The sequence below is a fragment of the Acetomicrobium sp. S15 = DSM 107314 genome (assembly GCF_016125955.1).
GTDB lineage: Bacteria > Synergistota > Synergistia > Synergistales > Thermosynergistaceae > Thermosynergistes > Thermosynergistes pyruvativorans.
In genome coordinates this window covers 26,051-46,650 of sequence record NZ_JADEVE010000273.1, presented here as the reverse complement: position 1 = coordinate 46,650, position 20,600 = coordinate 26,051, and the positions used below count along the sequence as shown (strand labels likewise).

The following is a 20,600-nucleotide window of genomic DNA, read 5'->3' as shown; positions in this document are numbered from 1 at the left end:
GAAGATGGAGCCGATAGTCAAGGTAAACAACCTAAAGGTGCACTTTTTGGGCAAGAGAGGCCTCTTTCGATCGTTAGTGAGCAGCGAGGTCAAGCGCGTAAAGGCGGTAGACGGGGTTTCTTTCAATATCGCCCCCGGAGAAGCTTTAGGCTTAGCCGGCGAGAGCGGTTGCGGCAAAACCACCACAGCGAAGACGCTGGTCCGCCTATACAAACCGACAGCCGGGGAAATAGAATTCGAGAGGCAAAATGTAGCCCCCCTCGAAGGAAGAGAGCTCAGGGAGTTCCGGAGCAAGGCTCAAATGGTTTTTCAAGACCCCTACGAATCCCTAAACCCGCGGTTTAAAGTGAAGCAGATACTGATAGAACCCCTCGAGATTCACGGACTTTATAGCTCCTACACGGAGAGAATGAACAGGGTTATGGATACTCTCAATATGGTGGGCTTGAAACCGCCAGGTGAATTCTTAGACCGCTTCCCTCATGAGATGAGCGGCGGTCAGCGCCAGCGCGTAGCCATCGCCAGGGCCTTGGTACTGCACCCAAAACTTTTGGTCGCTGACGAGCCTGTATCCATGTTGGACGTCTCCATCAGGGCTGGCATCTTAAACCTACTGAGCGAGCTGATCCGCGACCTCAAAATGGCCGGGCTCTATATATCCCATGATCTCTCGCTCATCAGATATGTATGCCAAAAGACGGCCATCATGTACCTCGGGCGCATCGTCGAAATAGGGCCTACCGAAGAGATCATCCGAGAACCAAGGCACCCCTATTCGCAGGCGCTCCTGGCAGCCGTCCCCGTCGTAGATTTGGATGTGCACAGCAGGATTGAGGTCGAAGGAGAAGCCCCCAACCCAATCGATGTGCCTTCGGGTTGCCGTTTCCATCCGAGATGCAAAAAAGCCTTAGAGATATGCCGCAATGAGGCGCCGCCGATGGTGAGGATTGGCAACCGTTCGGTGGAGTGCCATCTCTACGTATAAGGTGGTAATACGATATGAATTGTTCTATCAATGAGGAGATCGAACGTTACCTCTCGCTCAATCGCGCAAGCTACCTGGAAGGGCTGAAGGAGTTCGTCTCAATCCCCAGCGTATCAGCCAAAGGGACAGGCATAACCGAGTGCGCTGAGTGGTTGGCAGGGAAAATGCGGGAGTTAGGCATAGAAACTGAAATTCTTCCAACTGCCGGCTTCCCCGCAGTCTATGGAGAACTTTCTAAGGGAACATCGTACAAGACCCTCCTCGTGTACGGGCATTACGATGTGCAACCGCCAGATCCATTGGCGCTCTGGAAAACAGATCCCTTCGAACCGAAGGTGATCGATGATCATCTCTACGGGCGCGGAGCCACAGACGACAAGGGCAATATCTGGGCTGTCCTGATGGGGCTGAAGACCGCCGTCGCCGTGGGAGATGTGAAGCTAAATCTAAAATTCCTCTTTGAGGGCGAGGAAGAGATCGGAAGTCCACATCTGCCGGACATTGTAAAGGCTCAAGCGCAACGGCTCAGCGCCGACTATGGCCTACTCTGCGACCGCGGGATCCACGAAAGCGGAAGACCTCAGATGTACCTCGGAAACAAGGGAATCGTTAAGGTGGAGCTAAGGGTCAAAGAGGCCAAGCGCGAGGTCCATTCGGGCCATGCCCCTCTCATCCCAAACGCGGCATGGGAGTTGGTGTGGGCCTTGAACGCCACAAAGGATAGACACGATCGCATTCTCGTAGAGGGCTTTTCTGCCTCGGCCAACCCTCCTTCGGAGGAAGATTTGAAGCTCCTCGCGATGATCCCCTTCGACCCGGAAAGCTTCAAACAAGAGTACGGCATTAAAAAGACTTTGAAGGACGGTTCGCCTCAGGAGATGCTCGCCCATCTGCTCTTTACGCCTACTGCCAATATCTCGGGCATGGCTTCAGGCTATTACGGTGAAGGTTCCAAGACGGTGATCCCAAACGAAGCGATAGCCAAGATGGATTTCCGCCTGGTGGACGGACAGACGTCCGGAGAAGCCAAAGAGAAAATAGGCAGGCATTTCGAGTCGCTTGACCTTGATGGCCTGAGCTGTGAATTCTTGGGCTCCATGGAACCGTCCAAAACCTCGCCCAACGCACCTTCCGTCAAAGCTGCCATCGAGTCGGCGAGGGAAGCTTATGGAAGCGAGCCGGTGGTGTGGCCTCTGCTGGACGGGTCAGGTCCTCTGGCGCTTTTTACGCCATGTCTAAAGGTCCCCATGTTCGTAGTTGGCTTGGGGGCACCATTTTCGAGGGCCAACACCCACGCGCCCAACGAAAACATCGGGCTAAACGAGTTTTACAAAGGAATTTCTTTTATGGCCAACTACTATCACAGGCTCGGGAAAATGAGGAGGTAAAAGCTATGGCAGACTATAGCGCAATAAACAGGGTGATATCCGACATCGCCCGCAATAAAGAGAGAAATCTCACAATATTGAAGGAGCTCGTCTCTCAGCCGACCGTAAGCGCCCAAGGGATAGGCATAAGGGAGGGTGCTGCCCTCGTCGCAAAAGTCTTGGAAGATGCCGGTATCCGGGCGGAGATATATGAAACGGCAGGCAATCCCGTGGTCTTCGGCCAGAGATCGGTCAACCCTGACAAACCCACCATCCTTTTTTACGGGCATTACGACGTGCAGCCGCCGGAACCGATGGAGCTTTGGCTTTCAGACCCATTCAAGCCTGAGGTCAGAGACGGTCGCATTTGGGGCAGAGGAGTAGCCGACAATAAAGGCCAATTCTTGGCCCACGTGTTGGCCGTCAGAGCTTATACGGAATCGAGAACAGAACTTCCCGTTAACGTCAAGTTTCTGCTCGAAGGCGAGGAAGAATGCTCAAGCCCCTTCCTCGCGACGTTCGCGCAGGAGAACCTGCCGCTCCTCAAAGCGGATGTCGCCATCACCTCCGACGGCCCCATGCACCCCAGCGGACGTCCTACCATGGCTTTGGGCGTGCGCGGCATCATGACAGCACAATTGAGGGCCAAAGGCGCCAAGAAAGACTATCATTCCGGAAATTACGGCGGCGTCGTCCCAAACCCCGCTTGGAAGTTGATCCACTTGTTGGCCGACCTCAGAGACGAAACGGGACACGTAAACCTGCCGGGTTTCTACGACGCAGTCGTCCCTCCCACGGAAAAGGACAAAGAGCTCCTAAGGGCCCTGCCGTTCGACCGGGAAGCGCTCTTAGGGGAAATGGGCATCGAAGAGTTCGATGGAGACCCTAACATTCCCTATTTCGAAAAAATAATGTTTAGGCCGACCTTCAATATATGCGGCTTCAAGAGCGGCTATGCGGGACAAGGGTCCAAGACCATTATACCGTCAGAAGCTATTGTAAAGTTCGATACGCGTCTCGTGGTGAACCAAGATCCGGAAAAGATCTTCGCGGCGTTTAAAGAATACATCACCAAGAAGGACCAAAACATCGAAGTTTCGTTCCTGGGCTCGATGAAACCGTCCAAAACGCCCTCCGATTCACCGGCGATTCCCATCGTAATGGAAGCCCTGAAAGAGGCCTATAACGAAGAGCCGGTCCTGCTACCGACCTTCGGCGGTAGCCTCCCTGATTATGTATTCACGAAAATAATGAAAATACCGTCGTTGATAATACCCTATGCCAACGCAGACGAGAACAATCATGCACCGAACGAGAACTTAGTCTTAGAGCTGTACCACAAAGGCATAAAGGCCTCGGCCCATATCATCTGGGGCCTTCAGGATCTGAGGTGATGGCCAGAGACATCGAAATCGAAAATGAGAAAATTGGACCCCTTGACAAAGGAAGGTTGTGTGTGGTAAGTTCCTACCAACCTTATGTTAGCCTGTTTTGGAGGGTTCAAAAATGACAGTTAAGGCTGTTCGGCTCAACTGGTGGTGGCGGACTCAATAGTCTGCCACCTGAGCCTTAGGCGAAAATAGACGCTTTAGGGCCAGGGAGGCAGATCCGAAAGGATCAGTCTTCATGGCCCTGTTTTTATGCTCGATAGATTTAGGGGGAGGGTCATGAAGGCTCTCCCCCTAAATTTTTTATGTTCAGGCGAGAGGAGTTGAGATTGATGAGGACAAAGACAGAGGCAGCAATAGGCGAGGAATTCGAAACGGTATCGCTCGACCGCTTCCCCATCCGCTTTCGGAAGTATGAAATCACGCCCATCGTAGCCGAAGTGCCAACAAAAGAGGATGCGCTTTCGCTATACAGAAGGCTGAAAGCCATCTCTCCCGCGTCCTTTATTTTTGAAGCCGGGGGCTCCGGAGAAGCAAGAGGGCGCTACGCCCACATAGGCCTTGCACCGCACAAGCTCTTCGTGGCGGAGAAGGGTAAAGATTTCTTGAAAGAGGTCGAGGCCTATTTGAAAGAAAGACGGTCAGAAAGCGCGAGATTCCCCTTCGCCGGAGGAGTTGCCGGCTATTTCGGTTACGAGATGGCTGGGCAATGGGAGAACCTATTCCATGACGAGCCGAGCAGAGAACTCAAGCATGATTTGACCCCACCAGCCATGTTGATGGAGCCATCTGTCATGGTAATCGTGGACTCGCTGTTGCAGAGAGCCACGATCGTCGCAAACGTCCCCGTTGAGGAAGAAGGCGGCGAGGCAGCACGGCGTCTGGACGAGGCCAGGTGTAAAGTCGCCCACGTATCGAGCATCATCGAAAGCGGTGCCTTTGCCGCTAAAAAGCACTCCAAGGGTGGGACGTACGCAGGTCAGCCGATATCCAACAAAAGCCGCAACAGCTTCATCGAGATGGTCCGCCGGGCCAAGGAATATATAGCTGCAGGCGACGCCTTCCAGATCGTCCTGTCGCAGCGCTTTTACATTCCCACCGATATCCCTTCTTTGGACATTTACGAGACCCTAAGGGAGGATAACCCCTCTCCCTATCTCTTCTTCTTCGACTTCGACGGCGTGGAGGTCTTTGGGTCCTCCCCCGAGGTCTTAGTAAAAGTAGAAGGAGACAGGGTCATTACTCGCCCCCTGGCGGGCACAAGGCCCCGCGGATCCTCAGAAGCAGCCGATATCCGCCTGTGCGAGGAGCTTCTCGCAGACGAAAAGGAGCTGGCCGAGCACGTGATGCTCATAGACCTCGCCAGAAACGACTTGGGGAGGGTCTGTAAAACGGGCAGCGTCCGCGTTACAGAGGCGTTGGGGATAGAGCGCTATTCCCGCGTCATGCACATAGTTTCCCAAGTGGAAGGAGTTAAAAAGGCACACCTATCGCCGCTTGAGGTGTTGAGGCACACGTTTCCAGCAGGCACGGTGAGCGGAGCCCCCAAGATACGGGCTATGGAACTGATAGACGAACTCGAGGATGCCCCGAGGGGACCATACGCGGGAGCCGTGGGCTATGTGGATTACCAGGGAAACATGGATATGTCCATAGCGATCCGCACTTTCTTCAAGGTCGAGGATAAGCTCTACCTTCAAGCCGGCGCAGGTGTGGTGAGCGACTCCGTCCCGGAGAGGGAATACGAAGAGACGCTGAACAAGGCCAGGGCACTCTTTGAAGCGGTGAAAAAGGCGAAGAAGGCGGAGGCAGCATGATCCTCGTGATAGATAACTACGATTCGTTCACATACAATCTCGTGCAACTCCTGAGCGAGCTCGAGGCTGTGGAGGTCGTCCGAAACGACGCCGTCTCCCTCGAAGACATCGAGGCTGCAAAACCCAACCATATCGTGATATCTCCCGGTCCAGGAAGGCCTGAAGACGCCGGCATATGCGAGGCAGTCATAAAGAGCTTCTGCTCGAGGATCCCCATCCTCGGCGTGTGCCTCGGGCACCAGTGCATAGCTCAAGCCTTCGGCGGAAGGGTAAGGAGGGCCAAGAAGGTCTTTCACGGCAAGACCTCGCTCATCTACCACGACGGAGTTGGGATCTTCTGCGGGCTTCCCTCCCCCTTCAAGGCGACGCGGTATCACTCCCTGGAGGTCGACAAGCCGTCTATCCCTGAGGAGCTGCGCATGACTGCGTGGACCGAGGAGGGGGAGGTGATGGCCATAAAGCACAAAAGCTTTCCCCTGTGGGGCCTTCAGTTTCACCCGGAGTCGTTTTTGACGGAAGTGGGGATGGAAATCCTCAAAAACTTTACAAGAAGAGATGAGCCGAGAGGAGGAATGTAAAATGTTGCGTCATTACATCGAGAAGGTAACGAGCAAAAAAAATTTGAGCTTCGACGAGATGGCCGAGGCCATGGAAATAATCATGGACGGCCAGGCCACGGAGATCCAGTCTGCCGGGCTTCTCATAGGCTTGAAAGCGAAGGTGGAGAGCGTAGAGGAGATAACGGCGGCAGCCTTCGTCATGAGGGAAAAAGCTCTGCGCGTCGAAACCGATGCTCCTGTCCTAATGGACACGTGCGGGACCGGCGGAGATGGCAAGGGGACATTCAACATCTCGACGGCCGTAGCCTTCATCGTGGCAAGCGCCGGCATACCCGTCGCCAAACACGGCAATCGCTCGGTTTCGAGTCGCTGCGGCAGCGCAGACGTGTTAGAGGCACTCGATATCCCGATCTTCCCGTCGCCGGAGCAGGTCAAGGCCTCGATCGAGTCGGTAGGATTTGGCTTCTGCTTCGCTCCCCACTTCCATCAGGCCACCAAAAACGTGGCTCGCCCGCGAAAAGAGCTGGGCGTTCGCACAATATTTAACATCTTGGGCCCACTGACGAATCCGGCAGGAGCAAACTACCAGCTCTTGGGAGTTTACGACCCTAACCTCGTCTTGCCCATAGCCGAAGCGCTCAAAAACCTCGGCACGAAGGGGGCGATCGTGGTACACGGTTCGGGAGGGGTGGACGAATTTTCGCTCTGCGGCCCCAACCAGGCGGCCATCCTCAAAGATGGCAGGATTAAAAAACTCGTGGTCGCACCGGAGGACGTGGGTCTTGCCAGGGCGAGCCTCGAGGATGTGGCAGGCTATTCGCCACAAGACAATGCGAGGATCCTCGCGGCCGTCTTAAGCGGGGAGAGGGGCCCGAAAAGAGACGTGGTCATTTTCAATGCGGCTGCCGCCTTCGTGGCCACAGATATGGCAAAAACATTTAAAGAAGGAGCACATCTTGCGGAAGACCTCATAAACAGCGGGAAGGCCATGGACAAATTGCTAAAAGTAAAGGCCTTCGCGCATTCTCTCGTAGAGGTGGTCCAATGTTAGAGAAAATAGTGGCCGGAAAGAAAAAAAGGGTAGCCGCCGTGAGACGGAGGCGCGTCTCTTTAAGCCGGCAGCTCTCCGAAAACGACGGCATCGCCCTTATCGCTGAGGTCAAAAGATCCTCTCCGAGCCGCGGTGCCATAAGACAAGATCTGGACATCGGAAAGCAGGTTGCAGCTTATGAGACGGGGGGAGCCTCCGCGATATCCGTGGTGACGGAGGAGGCCTATTTCGGCGGAAAGAGCGACGATGTAAGGGACGTGCGCGCCGTCACCGAGCTTCCGATCCTGCGTAAGGACTTCGTCGTAGACCCCATCCAGATATACGAAAGCGCGCTCCTCGGCGCGAATGCCATTCTTTTAATAGCCGCAATACTCGACGACGAAAGGCTCGCCGAATTTGCAGAATGCGCTGCATCGTTGGGCATGGAAGCGGTAGTGGAGGTGCACACCGAAGAAGAGTTACGCCGTGCACTGAGAACATCTGCACCCATAATTGGCATAAACAACAGGAATCTGCGCGATTTCTCCGTCGACCTCTCCGTAGCGCCACGCCTCATCCGGAAACTGCGCGCATTGGAGCCAGATACAAAGAGATGCATCATAGCAGAGAGTGGCATAAAGAGCAGGGATGACGTGCTCCTCATGAAAGAGGCCGGAGCGGACGCCGTGCTCGTGGGAGAGGTCCTCGTTCGGGATGAAGACCCGGCCGCGAAGGTGCGCGAACTCCTCGGAAGGTGACCACAAGTGACGCAGATAAAGGTGTGCGGTCTGACGAGGAGGCAAGACGTGGAGATGGCGATAGAAGTCGGAGCCGATGCCTTGGGCTTCATTTTGGCCGAGAGCAAGCGGCGCGTGACGCTGGACCAAATTCGAGAGCTCGCACGCGATATCCCCCCTTTTGTGATGACCGTGGCTGTTGTGGCGGATCCCAAAGAGGAGGAGCTCAAAGCCATCGCAGAGAGCGGCTTTTTTAGCTGCATCCAGTTTCACGGCGACGAATCGCCGGAGGTGGTGGCGTCATCGCCTCTAAAGGCCATAAAGGCGCTCGGCGTCGAGTCGAAAGAAGACACAGCCCGCGCAGCGCTATACGAGGAGGCATCTTGCTGGATCCTCTTCGACTCGAAGAGGGGCGGAAGCGGAAGGCCCTTCGACTGGTCTTTCCTGAAGGGTTTTGAGAGACCTTTTATCTTGGCCGGAGGCCTTGGGCCCGAAAACATAACCGAGGCCATGAAGGAGCTGTCTCCAGCGGCCGTGGACTTCAACAGCCGCGTGGAGAGCTCTTTAGGCGTCAAAGACAGGAAGGCTTTAGCGTCAGCAGTTGAAAAGGTTAGAACCTACGACCTCACGAAGGAGGAGTTCTTATGAAGATCACCGTAGAAGAAAAGAGAAAGGGGTATTTCGGAAATTTCGGAGGCAGATATGTGCCCGAAACGCTCATGCCAGCCCTCGAGGAACTCGAGGCCGTATACAACGCTTCGAAGGAAGACCCGGAGTTCAAGGCGGAGTTAGGCCAACTTCTGTCCGACTACGCCGGGAGGCCCACGCCTTTATACTTCGCCGAAAGGCTCACCGAGCACCTGGGAGGGGCAAAAATATACCTCAAGAGAGAAGACTTAAACCACACCGGCGCCCACAAGATAAACAACGCCTTGGGACAAATACTGTTGGCCAGGAAGATGAAAAAGACGCGGATCATAGCTGAGACGGGTGCGGGGCAGCACGGCGTGGCCACGGCGACCGCGGCGGCAAAGTTCGGGCTCGAGTGCTCTATCTACATGGGCGCAGAGGACATGGAGCGCCAGGCTTTGAACGTTTACAGGATGCGCATCTTAGGCGCCCGAGTCGTCCCCGTCACATCCGGAAGTCAGACGCTCAAAGACGCCACAAACGAGGCGATCCGTGACTGGGTCACAAACGTAGAGAACACACATTACGTAATAGGTTCCACCGTAGGACCGCATCCATATCCCACGATAGTCAGAGACTTTCAAAGGGTGATAGGAGACGAGACCAAGGAACAGATTTTAAAGAAAGAGGGGAGGCTTCCCAACCTCCTCGTTGCTTGCGTGGGGGGCGGAAGCAATTCCATGGGCCTATTTTACCCCTTCATCGAGGATAGGGATGTGCGAATGGTGGGCGTTGAGGCTGCAGGAAGCGGCATAGAAACCGGAAAGCACGCAGCAGCTCTCGCTGACGGGCGAATTGGCGTCCTCCACGGCAGCAAGTCTTATTTGCTTCAAGACGAGGACGGCCAAATCAAGATAGCTTTTTCCATTTCAGCTGGGCTCGACTATCCGGGCGTAGGACCAGAACACAGCTTCTTAAAGGACTCCGGGCGAGCAGAATACACCTCGGTTACTGACGGTGAAGCCTTGGAAGCTTTTGAGCTTTTATGTCGCCTTGAGGGAATAATACCTGCCTTAGAAAGCGCTCATGCCATAGCATGCGTAACAAGGATAGCCTCGCAGATGTCACAAGAAGAGCTGATAGTGGTGAATCTCTCTGGGAGGGGAGACAAAGACATGGATACGGTGCGCAAACTTTTGCCCGAGGGGGAAGGACAATGAAATTAGAGCAGGCGTTCAAAAGCGGCAAGGCTTTGATTCCGTACATAATGGCCGGCGATCCGGACCTCGACTTCACCGAGTCGCTCATTCCGGCCCTCGAAGAGGCCGGAGCCGACATAATCGAGGTGGGCCTCCCCTTTTCGGATCCCTTGGCCGATGGACCCGTCATTCAGGCTGCCGGCCAAAGGGCACTCAAAAGTGGCACCACCACTGAGAAGATCTTTGGAATGCTCGCAAGGCTAAAGGGAAGGATCGGGGTGCCATTGGTCCTGATGGGATACTACAACCCCATCCTACAGTATGGAATAAAGCGATTCCTCGAAGCAGCAAGAGAGAGCGGCACATCCGGTGTGCTCGTTCCAGATCTGCCCTTCGACGAGGGCGAAGATTTTTACGAATCCGCGATGCTCGAGGGAATATCTCCCATATACATGGTAACGCCCAACACGCCAGAAGAGCGCTTAGAGGAAATAGGGCGCAGGGCCTGCGGCTTCTTATATTGCGTTTCGCTTTTGGGAATAACGGGAGACGCGAGAGGACCCAAAAGCGGCGTGGAAGAATATCTAAAAAGGGTTAGACACTACAGCCAGGCTCCCTTGGCCTTAGGATTTGGCATAGACAGCCCAAAAAAGGTGAAGGCCATCCTGCACTATGCCGACGGCATCGTCGTGGGAAGCGCACTGGTGAGCTTGATAGCCAAATCGCCAAGTCGTGAGGCGGCGATAAAGTCAGCCAAGACCTTCGTGTCAAGCCTCAAAGCAGCAGCTACAGAGAGGGTCGGAGCGTAGGAGACTACGTCAGCATCTAAAAAGCAGCGGTGGCGGCTTTTTATGTGCGCCGCCGCTTCGCATCTTATTCATATTTTTTAGTATGTTATCTTAATGCCTTTACACAAGCGTGCTTTCAATCCCAAGGTGGTTCACGGTTGCTTTGCGCACAAGGATAGTCCTTTTTTCGTATCTCTATGGCCTGCACCAATACCTGGTAGCGGCAGGCCGGCTCAGGCAGCATGTGTCTGTATGCCTCACGGGCAAGAAGTTTTTGGGGTACCAAAAGCTTGAGCTTGAAGTCGTTATCTTCGTGATCCTGTCTCACGTCATGGCCAAGGCCGTCCTCAAAAAGTTGGAAAAACGGGATGAGCCTGTATCCGAGCATCTATCGTTCTATTCCGTACGTCATAGAAAATCTACAATACTGACTCTATTATGCTTAATGCGTTACGCAGCATGCGTAACGCGCGCGTTCTTTGCGCCGTCGTCCTGTGACGGCGTGCGCTTTACTACCTTTCCCTCGCCAACACCAAGCCCACCATGGGCGCCTTCCTCCGCGGCTGACTCAACAGGCTCGAGCAACTCTGGCAGCAGTAAACCTCATACTTCCACCTCCAACAATTGGTCCTCCTCTTTTTTCTCCAAAAAGAGGCGACCCCTTTCGCCTATCTTTTACGGATGTGAGCTTTTTAGAGCGATCCGCAACGTGGGTTCACACAAAAGTCTTTTTGAGCCAGCGCTTGAAGAAGATGTCGGTATATTGATACTTATCGTCCACCTTCTCTAAGACTTCTTCCTTTAAAAGGCCGGCAACGGCTCGCTGAATGCTCGACGCCGGCCCCAGGTTGTGCTTTCGCAAGAAGTCATTGGAAAAAATCTGCCCCTGGGGGCCTTCTTCCTTGGCTAGGGCGACCAAAAGCTGGCGGGCCTTGCGCGGCAGCATGTCCCACAGATCGCAGAAGGCGTGCGCCTCCCTTAAAAATACCTCCGAAACCGCCTCTGGGATGTCTTCTTTTACGACGACATTTTTTTCACGCCTGCGGTCCCAGAGAATGTGACATAAAAGCTGAGTGTAGTAAGGGTGATCTTCGGTGGTTCGCAAAATCTCATTTATAGCCTCTGAATCTATTTGAAAGCCCGTCTCTTCAAAGCGCTTTCGGATGAAATCGGCAAACTCGTCTTCGGGGATTTTCCCCAGCGGAAAGTGTTTACCGAATCGGTAGAACGGGCGGTTTTTGTTCCGGAAGATATCCTGCATGAGGTGGCGTTTGCTTCCCATGAAAATATAAGAGACGTTTCCGTGCAGCTGGAAGTGGGTTCTCATCTGGCGTTCAACTTCACCTCCCACGTCCCAACCCGCTATCTCCTGAAACTCGTCAAAAACTACCGCAGCCCTTTTACCCTGTTGCGAGCTCACGGTCGCTACGGCCTCAAACAGGTCGTCAAGCAGAGGGGTTTTATCTGCGGGGCGGTCAAACTCAAACTCTATATCAGCCTTTTGCCCCTTCACCACAACCTTGGGGATCAGTCTGGGAAGCAGGTCCCTGACCTTTTTAAGCACAGTTCGGATCCCGCCGCCGTGAAGGCCTGCGATCTCTTTAGCGTAGGCGGTGATAAACGTTTCTTGCGAAGTCACTTTGAAGAGGTCTAAGTAAAGGGTAAGCACTCCTTGAGCCCTAACGCGGTCTAAGACCTCGAGGATCAAAGAGGTCTTCCCGTAGCGCCTGGGGGAAAACAGAATTACGCTCTGGCTCGACGCAATGTCGGAGGTGAGCTCTTCAATCTCCGCTTTCCTGTCGGCGAAACACTTACCGCGAACAACTTTTCCGCATACGAACGGATTTTCCATGGCCTTGCGCAGCGCCCCTTATTATGCTCGTAATAATTACGCAAAAAGCGTTACGCAATTTGCGTAATTATTATATACCCCTTAGACCTGACGGGCAAGCGAATAGGGATATTCGTCTTGTGAGCTACTAACTAAGGTCAAAGTAATTCATGTAGCCGGCATCGTTAGGTGGTTACGTCCCATGCTTCCTGTAAAACAAGTTTTTATCCCAAAGGCTTATTTCAACATTTTGTTTTATATGCTGCGCAAATACCGGGCGTAGCTGTCATTTGGCTGAACGCGCGGTAACGCCTCGTTGTAGCAACAGGCACAAACCTAAGCGTGGTCTGCACCAAGGGAGGACGCTATTTTGACCATACAGCGCCTTGAGTAATAAGAAACAAGGCTTTTAAGCCGGCGTTGCCTCACGCGTTAAAAAAAGGCATAAGCCGAATTTATTATGGCTTTTTAGGTGTTCGACTTGTCGCCTTTGCCTTATAAAATGGCATAATGCCACCGGCTTCTATTATCGCCATTATGTTATCGGGGAAGGGGACGAAGTTATAGGTTTTCCCCTCTGAAGAGCTGAATATGCCGTTTTTAAAGTCCAAGGTGGCGATCGAACCCTGGCTGATAGAGTTGGGCTCCAAGTCGGGTATTTCAACAACCGGAAGCCCACGGTTTATGGCGTTGCGGTAAAAGATTCTAGCGAAAGACTTGGCTACAACCGCCCTAACCCCGGACGCAATTAGCGTTATTACGGCATGTTCTCTGCTTGAGCCACAGCCGAAATTTTTGCCGGCAACGATGATATCGCCTGGCCGCACTTTAGAAGGAAAATCGGGGTCGGCGCCCTCCATTGCATGAAGCGCCACTTCTTCGGGCTCGGTCAGCTCAAGATAGCGACCAGGATATATTTGATCCGTGTCGATATTGTCGCCGAAGACGAAAACTCTTCCTTGGATAAGCTCGACTTCTTTCATTATCCCAGGCACCCCCTAACCGATAAAATTCCGAGGATCAGCGAGGTGGCCAGCGAGCGCCGACGCGGCCGCCGTCGCCGGAGAGGCGACAAAAATAGAAGCCTCCGTGCTACCCATGCGGCCAGGGAAGTTGCGGCTGGACGTCGAGACGCATACGTCCCCTGCCGTTAGCACCCCTTCGTGAGCGCCGAGACAAGGCCCACAACCGGGCGTCACAAAAACCGCCCCCGCCTCTACGAGATCTTTTACATACCCTTCAGCCAAAGCATCACGGAAGATCGTTCTGGAAGCCGGCACGATCAGGCAGCGCACCCCTTTGGCCACATGCCGCCCTCTCAGAATATTCGCTGCTGTCTTTATATCGTTTAGCCTGCCACCCGTGCAGGTCCCGATGAAGACCTGTGTCACGGGAACAGGCTGCGCATCTTCTATGTTAGCCACGTCATCGACGCTTCCCGGTAGGGCCACCTGAGGAGACAAACCGGACACATCAAAAGCATAGCTTTCCTGATAACAGAAATCGCCGTCTGTGACGAAGACTTCGAAGTCGTCCCTCTTCGCGCCTTTTTCTTCCAAAAAATTGAAGGTGATGTCATCGGGCTGAATATAGGCCGTCTTCGCACCCATTTCGACAGACATGTTGCACAAAACGAAACGCTCGTCCATAGACATGGAGGATATCGCAGAGCCGCTATACTCCACAGCTTTATATATGGCTGCGTCTTGTTTAAGCTTTCCCAATATGTAAAGGATGACATCCTTCGCCATAACGCCATAGGGTATGGCTCCATCCACTTCAATTCTGATAACCGGCGGTACCTTAAACCAGAGCTGCCCGGTGAGTAGGATGATCGCAAGGTCAGTCGCGCCGACGCCGCTCGCAAAGGCCCCTAAGGCCCCGAGCGTCGTAGAGTGAGAGTCCGTTTCGATTACGATTTTACCAGGGCCGACGAGGCCGCTCTCTGCCAGCACCTGATGGCACACACCCTCGCCGACGTCGAAGAGCCTGCTTATGCCCATCTTTTCGCAAAACTCCCTCATCTGCCTTTGATTATCCGCAGCCTTTATGGTAGGCGAAGGAGAGTAATGGTCGAAGACGAAAGTAACTTTATCCGGATTGGCCACCCTTTCGCCGCCCATCTCGTAAAAGGACTTTATGACCTGAAGATATAGGTCGTTCACCTCAGCCACATCTACGCGAGCCTCGACAATTTCGCCACTCCTGACCTCACTCTTGCCTGAAGCCTTGGCCAAGATCTTCTCTATCGCATGCATAAGGCCTTATCCTCCTTTGACGTGCAGGCGCACTAACCCCCGCTTGAAAATTCTCAAGCTTCCTCAAAAGGCAATTATAGAGCATCTGTAAGCACCCGTTATTATTTATAAAGTCCCCCAGACGCTCCATCCAAGACCGAAGCACAAAAAAAGCTGCCCAAGCCTACAAGGCTTGTTGGGCAGCGCAACCTATCGTTTGGTGGAGATGAGCGGATTCGAACCGCCGACCTCCTGCGTGCAAGGCAGGCGCTCTCCCAGCTGAGCTACATCCCCAAACCTCTATATAACGATGGTGGGCCGGGGTGGACTTGAACCACCGCCCTCACGCTTATCAGGCGTGTGCTCTAACCACCTGAGCTACCGGCCCACTTCGAAAACACTCTTAAAAGCAGCGTAAATATACCACTACCCCTCCGCCTTTGCAAGCATGCCGAAGGGGCAATTTTTATTTTTTGTGCCGGCTCCTCGGATGCGTTTTCAACGGCCATTCCCCCCATGAGCTTGCAAGATTGCGTTCGTCCTCCGCCCATTTCGCCATTCGTTTTTTCACGATGCCGCTATCGCCGAGGCGGACGGACCAAAGGCTCTGCGCAAACCCGCGCGCCAGATATGGCGATAGCCCAAAGGTCGAGCTTGTGCTATGTTATTCACTATAGCGTCTTGCTTTTCGCGCAAGAGATTTTTCGATCGGGGTGATGGGAATGCTTATGAAGATGAAATACGGACGAGGGGAGGTTCAGTTCGAGGTCGATAGGGCGAGGGTCTTGCAAATACTCGAGCCGAACGAAAAGCCCGGCTTAAAGGAGCCCCTCGAAGGCGTTCGGAAGCTTTTGCAAAACCCAATCGGGACGGCCCCTTTGGCGGACCTGATCTCAGAGAAAAAGCCAAAGGATGTCGTAATAGTGGTCAATGACATAACGCGCCCGACACCCTACGAATACCTCTTTCCCCCACTGCTCGGCGAGCTCGAGGCCGCTGGAATAAAAGATGACGAGATAACATTTTTAACGGCAACGGGAATCCACGATCCACACACAGAAGAGCAAAACGAAGAAGTCTATGGGAAGGAACTGGTTAAAAGGTTTCGCTTCGCCTCGCACTCGGCAGATGACGGAGATTCTTTGACATACATCGGCAAGCTCTCCACAGGGTTTGAACTCTCCATAAATAAATTAGCCGTTCAAACGGATTTTCTCATAACCTTAGGCGTCATAATGCCCCACTACTTCGCCGGTTTTTCTGGCGGCAGAAAGAGCATTCTGCCGGGTATAGCGAGCAGAGAATGTATAGAGAAAAACCACTCGAGGATGCTCTACCTGATGGATGACCTGCCTCCGATAGAGCAAAACCCGGTAAGCCTCGAAATGATCGAGGCCGCGAAGAGGGTAGGTGTCGATTTCATATTGAACGTGGTCACCAACAGCAAAAAGGAGATCGTAAGCGTCGTGGCCGGAGATCTGGAAGAGGCGTGGTACCAAGGGGTTGCCGTTTCGTCTAACATGTACGAAGTGCCGATAGCTCAGAAAGCAGATGTCGCCGTGGTCAGCGCTGGCGGTTTCCCAAGAGATATAAACGTCTACCAAGCTCAAAAAGCCCTCGACCACGCCGATAAAGCAACCAAGCCCGGAGGCACCATCATCCTCATTGCAGAATGCAGGGAAGGCTTGGGAGAGCGCACCTTCGAAGAGTGGATGAACGAAGCCGTAAGCCCAGACGATGTTATTAGACGCATTCATAAAAAATTTGTGCTCGGCGGACACAAAGCTTACGGGATATGCAAAGTGGCTAAAGAAAAGGAAATCATTTTGATATCCTCTCTGAGCGATGAGCTCACCAAGCGGCTTTTTATGAGGAAAATGGCGACTGTGCAAGAAGCAATTAACTATGTCGAGACAAAACACGGCAATCCGAGCTATATTTTAATGCCCGTCGGAAGCCTAACCGTGCCGGTTATGTCTAAAAAGTAATACCGGTAAAGATAACACAATGGATAGGAGGTAAAAAACAGATGAACCTCTCTCGTTTTCCGCGCCGCAGGTACACGGAGGGATGGACTCCCATGGAGCAACTCGGACGGCTTTCCGCCCTCGTAAATGGCCCCGAAATATGGATAAAGAGGGATGACCTTTTGGGGCTTTTCCCCGGTGGAAACAAGACCCGCAAGCTCGAGTTTGTGATGGCCGACGCCCTCGCAAAAGGGGCCGATTCGGTGATCACTTGCGGGGCGGTGCAGTCCAACCATTGTAGGATCACTTTAGCCGCGGCCAGAAAAGAAGGCCTCGAGTGCCATCTCGTCATCGAGGAGCGCGTCCCCGGAAGTTATTCTCCCACCGCCTCGGGCAATAACTTTCTATACCACCTGATGGGAGCGGACTCTATTCGGGTGGTTCCGGCAAAGTCCGATATGATCGCCGAAATGGAAAAGACCGCTGATGAACTCCGCCGCGCGGGTAAAAAGCCATATATTATACCTGGTGGTGCCTCCAATCCCTTAGGCGCCATCGGCTATGTGGCGTGTGCGGAAGAAATCCTTGCCCAGTCTTTTGAAAAAGGGGTCTCCTTTGACCGAATATTTGTCACCAGCGGAAGCGGCGGCACCCACGCGGGTCTTGCCGTGGGATTGTGGGGCAATCGGTCGGGGATTCCTCTTACGGGAATCAACATCAGTCGTCCGAATTCGCAACAGGTCCCCTTGGTGCACAGCTTGGCCACAGAAACAGCGCGATATTTAGGCATCGAAGAGTCTCTTCCCGAAGACTTGATCCAGTGTTTCGACGAATACGTAGGCGAAGGGTATTCCCTGCCTACAGAGGCGATGACTAAGACGGTAGCTCTCCTTGCCAGGACGGAATCCATTCTGCTCGACCCCGTCTACACAGGAAAGGCCTTCGCGGGGATGCTCGATCTCATCCAAAAAGGCTTCTGCCGCAAGGGTGAGAAAGTTCTCTTTATCCACACGGGGGGTTTTCCGGCGCTCTTCCATTACCAAAAATATTTCGACTCGGAACTATTTCAGAAATAAACTTTGAGAACGTTCGCCATACAGCTCACATAGATAAAGACAACAAGCCTTTCGCATAAGCAGTATCGCAATCGGGCCGCAATGGACATAAGGGGATAGGGATCAGTCGAATCCTTATCCCCTTATGTTGTTAACTCCTTAATATCGTTAAAGCTCGGGTTGGAAGAAACAAAAAACTGAACTGTGTGGATAAAAGGGCAACTCAACCGGAGGATCGGGATTTTAGGTCAAGTAAAGTCAATTGATCTATACTCTTTTTTGACAAAATAACCCCTCGGGCACAGCTACACCCAAACTTTCGGCCGTGGAAATCAAGTCTCTCACGACAGGCCCAGGTAGTGCTATGCCACTTTTGGACTGTATGTCCGCCATGCGCGCTTCCGGTTCACCCGGCACGAGAATCTCCTCGAAGCCTTCCATCAAAGGCGTATCTTTTAAGGCCTCAACGATATGATCAACTCTCGACTTGAAGGATCCCACCTCACAAAAGCGCGATATATCTATGGCAGCAAACATATGGCCGTTACCGACCTCATCACCGGTGGCTTTAAACCACTCGGGAATCTCATCGAGCACGCGCGCCCCCGAAAGAGCCCCGCAGAGGATTTCAAGCGCCACGGCGAGGCCAAAACCCTTGTATCCCAAGGGTAGGAGCGCACCGCCGGAGGGCAAGTCGTTAGGGTCTTCCGTGGCTTTGCCTTCCCTGTTCACCACCCATCCCAAGGGGATTTTCTCCCCTTTTTTAGCGGCAAGCCTCACCTTTCCACCGGCGACGACGCTCATGGCCATATCTAAAACGATCGGTCCATGGCGCCCGCTCGGCACGGCGACGGAGAGGGGGTTGTTGCCGATCCTCGCCTCTCGGCCTCCCCACGGCGCCATGACAGGTGGGCCGTTTGTGGCGGCGACGCCTATCATACATTCGTCCAGCGCCATCATAGAGTAATAGGCAGCGGCACCGAAATGGCTGCTGTTTCTGGCGGTTACAAAGCTCGTCCCTGAGATTTTAGCCTTCCCTATGGCCATACGCATGGAATAGGCCGCCACTACCTGCCCCATGCCGTCATCGCCATCCACAAGGGCATAGGATGGGCCTTCCGCCAGCACTTTTATATCGGGTCTGGCCTTCGTGCCCCCGTCGAGCAGCCGCTTCACGTAAAAAGGAAGCCTTATCATGCCGTGAGAGTTTGTCCCTCGAAGGTCGGCTGTAGCGAGGGCATCAGCCACCAGCTCGGCGTCATTCGATGGAAGCCCGGCACCTATAAATATATTCCGCACAAGTGCCTTCAACCCCCTAAAAGAAGCTGAATATAGAGTCTCTGAAGCCATAAACGCCCACCATCCCTTTTTATTAAAATAGTCAACGCTTCCGCCAAAGCCGTCCCATTACGGTAAAAGCCGTGGTCGGAAGCGTCGTCCTTTCCACTGTTTCGGCGCAATGTCTTTAAAGGGTTGCCGTAAGGGATAAGTTAGGAAGTTTGCGCATTGCCACTCCTCTTTTTCTTCCTCGCCTGCAGGTAGGGGGTCAGGAGCGAAAGGACACAGAGGGCTATTATGACGATGCAGATAGGACGCGTAAAGATTGGCACTATACTACCTCGTCCCATCATTATAGACCTGCGCAAGTTCGCCTCAGCCATTGGACCCAATATAACGGCGAGCACCGCCGGGGCGAGAGGATACCCGTTTTCTTCCAAGACGTAGCCGATGAACCCGAGGATCAACATAACCCAGACGTCGAACATATTGTTCCTGAGAGAATACGACCCTATTACGCAGAGCACCACTATGGCTGGCGCCAATATGCTGTTGGGAATCTTCGTGACGTTGAGAAAGACCCGCCTGGCTCCGTAAAAGCCCATAAAGAGCATGATCACGTTTGTAAACAACATCCCAAGCATGAACGTGTAGACCACATCGGCGCTCTTGGTGAAGAGCTCGGGCCCCACGACGAGGCCATGGATCAACAGACCGCCCACTATAACGGCGGCCACGGCGTTCCCCGGTATGCCGAGCGTGAGCAGGGGCACCAGGGATCCGCCGGTTACGGCGTTGTTGGCTGCCTCGGACGCCACAACACCCTCGCCATAACCGGTGCTGAAGAGCTCGGGATGCCTCGACGCGCGTTTGGCTTCGTTATAGCCGACGATCGAAGCTATGTTCGCCCCAGCTGCCGGGATCATGCCTATTATCACCCCGAGGAACGAGGAGCGGGCAACCGTCCTCCAATACTTACCTATGTCCTCGAACATCCGCCGCTTAACCTTTGCCAAGGCACCTTCGGCGAGCTCTCCGATCTTTTCTTTTGTTCTGGCGAGGCGCAGCACCTGGGGTATGGAATAGAGCCCTATGAGCGCCGAGACTACATCGATCCCTCCCAATAACCCCACCTGGCCAAAGGTGAAGCGCTCTCGCGCCGTTATAGGATCCAACCCCACTACTCCCAAGAAAAGGCCAAAACACGCGGTTATAAAACCCTTCATCGTGGAACCGCTGGAAAGAGAAGCCACGATCGTCAGCCCCAATACGGCAAGCCAGAAATACTCCGGCGGGCCGAATCTAAGAGCTACCTCTGCGAGCGGTGGAGCCAAAAGCAAGAGGGCGAAGGCACTGAAAACTCCACCTATGAACGACGAGCTGACAGCGAGCTGCAGCGCCTCATCAGCTCGACCTTTGCAGGTGAGCGGATAGCCATCCAAGGTTGTGGCTATAGCAGCAGGTGTGCCGGGGACGCGCAGCAATATCGCCGATATGGAACCACCGTAGATTGCACCGTTATATATGCCGGCAAGCATCACGAGTCCCGTCTCTGGTGGCATAACAAACGTATACGGCACCAAGAGCGCCACGCCCATGGCCGCAGAGAGGCCGGGAAGCGCGCCGATGGCAATTCCCGCAGCGGTGCCAACGATCATGGCGAGGATGTTATGCCACTGGAATAAAATCGGTATCACATCTAATATGTGAGAAAATATGCCCATCGTCTAT

General features: G+C 53.6%; 17 protein-coding genes and 2 tRNA genes. 12 read left to right on the top strand and 7 right to left on the bottom strand.

Going from position 1 to position 20,600, the window contains the following annotated elements; all coding sequences use genetic code 11:
- Positions 1–4 precede the first annotated feature (4 nt).
- The 10 genes from EZM41_RS07515 to trpA all read left to right on the top strand — a co-directional run bounded on the left by EZM41_RS07515 (position 5) and on the right by trpA (position 10,522).
- Positions 5–985, top strand: coding sequence for an ABC transporter ATP-binding protein (locus tag EZM41_RS07515; protein WP_198470499.1), 981 nt, complete (start codon positions 5–7; stop codon positions 983–985).
- Positions 986–999: 14 nt separating this feature from the next.
- On the top strand, positions 1,000–2,373 hold the full coding sequence (locus EZM41_RS07510; protein WP_198470498.1) for a M20/M25/M40 family metallo-hydrolase: 1,374 nt from the start codon (positions 1,000–1,002) through the stop codon (positions 2,371–2,373).
- 5 nt (positions 2,374–2,378) lie between these two features.
- Positions 2,379–3,746 carry a M20/M25/M40 family metallo-hydrolase gene (locus EZM41_RS07505; RefSeq protein WP_198470497.1) on the top strand — a complete coding sequence of 456 codons (1,368 nt, stop codon included), beginning with the start codon at positions 2,379–2,381 and terminating at the stop codon, positions 3,744–3,746.
- A gap of 326 nt (positions 3,747–4,072) precedes the next feature.
- The gene (locus EZM41_RS07500; protein ID WP_198470496.1) at positions 4,073–5,557 is read left to right on the top strand and encodes an anthranilate synthase component I family protein; all 1,485 of its coding nucleotides are present in this window, start codon (positions 4,073–4,075) and stop codon (positions 5,555–5,557) included.
- Positions 5,554–6,135 (top strand): anthranilate synthase component II, encoded by a 582-nt coding sequence (locus tag EZM41_RS07495; RefSeq protein ID WP_198470495.1) that lies wholly within the window; start codon positions 5,554–5,556, stop codon positions 6,133–6,135. The genes EZM41_RS07500 and EZM41_RS07495 overlap by 4 nt, the downstream gene beginning before the upstream one ends.
- Before the next feature lies 1 nt (position 6,136).
- Positions 6,137–7,168, top strand: a complete 1,032-nt coding sequence (gene trpD / locus EZM41_RS07490) for an anthranilate phosphoribosyltransferase (protein ID WP_198470494.1) — start codon at positions 6,137–6,139, stop codon at positions 7,166–7,168.
- Positions 7,162–7,905, top strand: coding sequence for an indole-3-glycerol phosphate synthase TrpC (trpC, locus tag EZM41_RS07485; RefSeq protein ID WP_198470493.1), 744 nt, complete (start codon positions 7,162–7,164; stop codon positions 7,903–7,905). Before trpD ends, trpC begins: the two co-directional genes overlap by 7 nt.
- A 6-nt stretch (positions 7,906–7,911) precedes the next feature.
- Positions 7,912–8,532, top strand: a complete 621-nt coding sequence (gene trpF, locus EZM41_RS07480) for a phosphoribosylanthranilate isomerase (protein ID WP_198470492.1) — start codon at positions 7,912–7,914, stop codon at positions 8,530–8,532.
- On the top strand, positions 8,529–9,734 hold the full coding sequence (gene trpB / locus EZM41_RS07475) for a tryptophan synthase subunit beta (RefSeq protein WP_198470491.1): 1,206 nt from the start codon (positions 8,529–8,531) through the stop codon (positions 9,732–9,734). The genes trpF and trpB overlap by 4 nt, the downstream gene beginning before the upstream one ends.
- On the top strand, positions 9,731–10,522 hold the full coding sequence (gene trpA / locus EZM41_RS07470; RefSeq protein WP_198470490.1) for a tryptophan synthase subunit alpha: 792 nt from the start codon (positions 9,731–9,733) through the stop codon (positions 10,520–10,522). The genes trpB and trpA overlap by 4 nt, the downstream gene beginning before the upstream one ends.
- 694 nt (positions 10,523–11,216) lie before the next feature.
- On the opposite strand, the gene EZM41_RS07465 is transcribed toward trpA, so the two are convergent.
- From EZM41_RS07465 to EZM41_RS07445, 5 genes are all read right to left on the bottom strand, one after another.
- Positions 11,217–12,353, bottom strand: coding sequence for an AAA family ATPase (locus EZM41_RS07465; RefSeq protein WP_198470489.1), 1,137 nt, complete (start codon positions 12,351–12,353; stop codon positions 11,217–11,219).
- A 437-nt stretch (positions 12,354–12,790) separates the two neighbouring features.
- Positions 12,791–13,315: a 3-isopropylmalate dehydratase small subunit gene (locus EZM41_RS07460; protein WP_198470488.1), complete on the bottom strand. Its 525-nt coding sequence runs from the start codon at positions 13,313–13,315 to the stop codon at positions 12,791–12,793.
- A gap of 15 nt (positions 13,316–13,330) precedes the next feature.
- A complete protein-coding gene (locus EZM41_RS07455; RefSeq protein WP_198470487.1) occupies positions 13,331–14,590 on the bottom strand; it encodes a 3-isopropylmalate dehydratase large subunit in 1,260 nt (419 codons plus the stop codon).
- Positions 14,591–14,787: 197 nt separating this feature from the next.
- Positions 14,788–14,863: transfer RNA gene (locus tag EZM41_RS07450), tRNA-Ala, on the bottom strand.
- Between the two features lie 17 nt (positions 14,864–14,880).
- Positions 14,881–14,957 (bottom strand) — tRNA-Ile (locus tag EZM41_RS07445).
- A 334-nt stretch (positions 14,958–15,291) separates the two neighbouring features.
- Between EZM41_RS07445 and larA the strand changes: the two genes are divergently transcribed.
- The gene (gene larA / locus EZM41_RS07440) at positions 15,292–16,557 is read left to right on the top strand and encodes a nickel-dependent lactate racemase (protein ID WP_198470486.1); all 1,266 of its coding nucleotides are present in this window, start codon (positions 15,292–15,294) and stop codon (positions 16,555–16,557) included.
- Between the two features lie 41 nt (positions 16,558–16,598).
- Positions 16,599–17,612 carry a D-cysteine desulfhydrase gene (locus tag EZM41_RS07435; protein ID WP_198470485.1) on the top strand — a complete coding sequence of 338 codons (1,014 nt, stop codon included), beginning with the start codon at positions 16,599–16,601 and terminating at the stop codon, positions 17,610–17,612.
- Positions 17,613–17,858: 246 nt separating this feature from the next.
- Here EZM41_RS07435 and EZM41_RS07430 read toward each other — a convergent pair whose 3' ends face one another.
- The gene (locus EZM41_RS07430) at positions 17,859–18,941 is read right to left on the bottom strand and encodes an Ldh family oxidoreductase (protein WP_232619184.1); all 1,083 of its coding nucleotides are present in this window, start codon (positions 18,939–18,941) and stop codon (positions 17,859–17,861) included.
- A 140-nt stretch (positions 18,942–19,081) separates the two neighbouring features.
- Complete coding sequence (locus EZM41_RS07425) at positions 19,082–20,593, bottom strand: tripartite tricarboxylate transporter permease (RefSeq protein WP_198470483.1); 1,512 nt, start codon at positions 20,591–20,593, stop codon at positions 19,082–19,084.
- Between the last annotated feature and the right edge of the window lie 7 nt (positions 20,594–20,600).

What these genes read in the sequence shown, in the direction of transcription:
- trpC (WP_198470493.1), top strand. Translation starts at nt 7,162, where the DNA reads ATGTTAGAGAAAATAGTGGCCGGAAAGAAAAAAAGGGTAGCCGCCGTG.
- trpD (WP_198470494.1), top strand. Translation starts at nt 6,137, where the DNA reads ATGTTGCGTCATTACATCGAGAAGGTAACGAGCAAAAAAAATTTGAGC.
- EZM41_RS07500 (WP_198470496.1), top strand. Translation starts at nt 4,073, where the DNA reads ATGAGGACAAAGACAGAGGCAGCAATAGGCGAGGAATTCGAAACGGTA.
- trpB (WP_198470491.1), top strand. Translation starts at nt 8,529, where the DNA reads ATGAAGATCACCGTAGAAGAAAAGAGAAAGGGGTATTTCGGAAATTTC.
- EZM41_RS07515 (WP_198470499.1), top strand. Translation starts at nt 5, where the DNA reads ATGGAGCCGATAGTCAAGGTAAACAACCTAAAGGTGCACTTTTTGGGC.
- EZM41_RS07430 (WP_232619184.1), bottom strand. Translation starts at nt 18,941, where the DNA reads ATGGCTTCAGAGACTCTATATTCAGCTTCTTTTAGGGGGTTGAAGGCA.
- EZM41_RS07495 (WP_198470495.1), top strand. Translation starts at nt 5,554, where the DNA reads ATGATCCTCGTGATAGATAACTACGATTCGTTCACATACAATCTCGTG.
- EZM41_RS07435 (WP_198470485.1), top strand. Translation starts at nt 16,599, where the DNA reads ATGAACCTCTCTCGTTTTCCGCGCCGCAGGTACACGGAGGGATGGACT.
- EZM41_RS07455 (WP_198470487.1), bottom strand. Translation starts at nt 14,590, where the DNA reads ATGCATGCGATAGAGAAGATCTTGGCCAAGGCTTCAGGCAAGAGTGAG.
- EZM41_RS07425 (WP_198470483.1), bottom strand. Translation starts at nt 20,593, where the DNA reads ATGGGCATATTTTCTCACATATTAGATGTGATACCGATTTTATTCCAG.
- EZM41_RS07460 (WP_198470488.1), bottom strand. Translation starts at nt 13,315, where the DNA reads ATGAAAGAAGTCGAGCTTATCCAAGGAAGAGTTTTCGTCTTCGGCGAC.
- larA (WP_198470486.1), top strand. Translation starts at nt 15,292, where the DNA reads ATGCTTATGAAGATGAAATACGGACGAGGGGAGGTTCAGTTCGAGGTC.
- EZM41_RS07465 (WP_198470489.1), bottom strand. Translation starts at nt 12,353, where the DNA reads ATGGAAAATCCGTTCGTATGCGGAAAAGTTGTTCGCGGTAAGTGTTTC.
- EZM41_RS07510 (WP_198470498.1), top strand. Translation starts at nt 1,000, where the DNA reads ATGAATTGTTCTATCAATGAGGAGATCGAACGTTACCTCTCGCTCAAT.
- trpA (WP_198470490.1), top strand. Translation starts at nt 9,731, where the DNA reads ATGAAATTAGAGCAGGCGTTCAAAAGCGGCAAGGCTTTGATTCCGTAC.
- EZM41_RS07505 (WP_198470497.1), top strand. Translation starts at nt 2,379, where the DNA reads ATGGCAGACTATAGCGCAATAAACAGGGTGATATCCGACATCGCCCGC.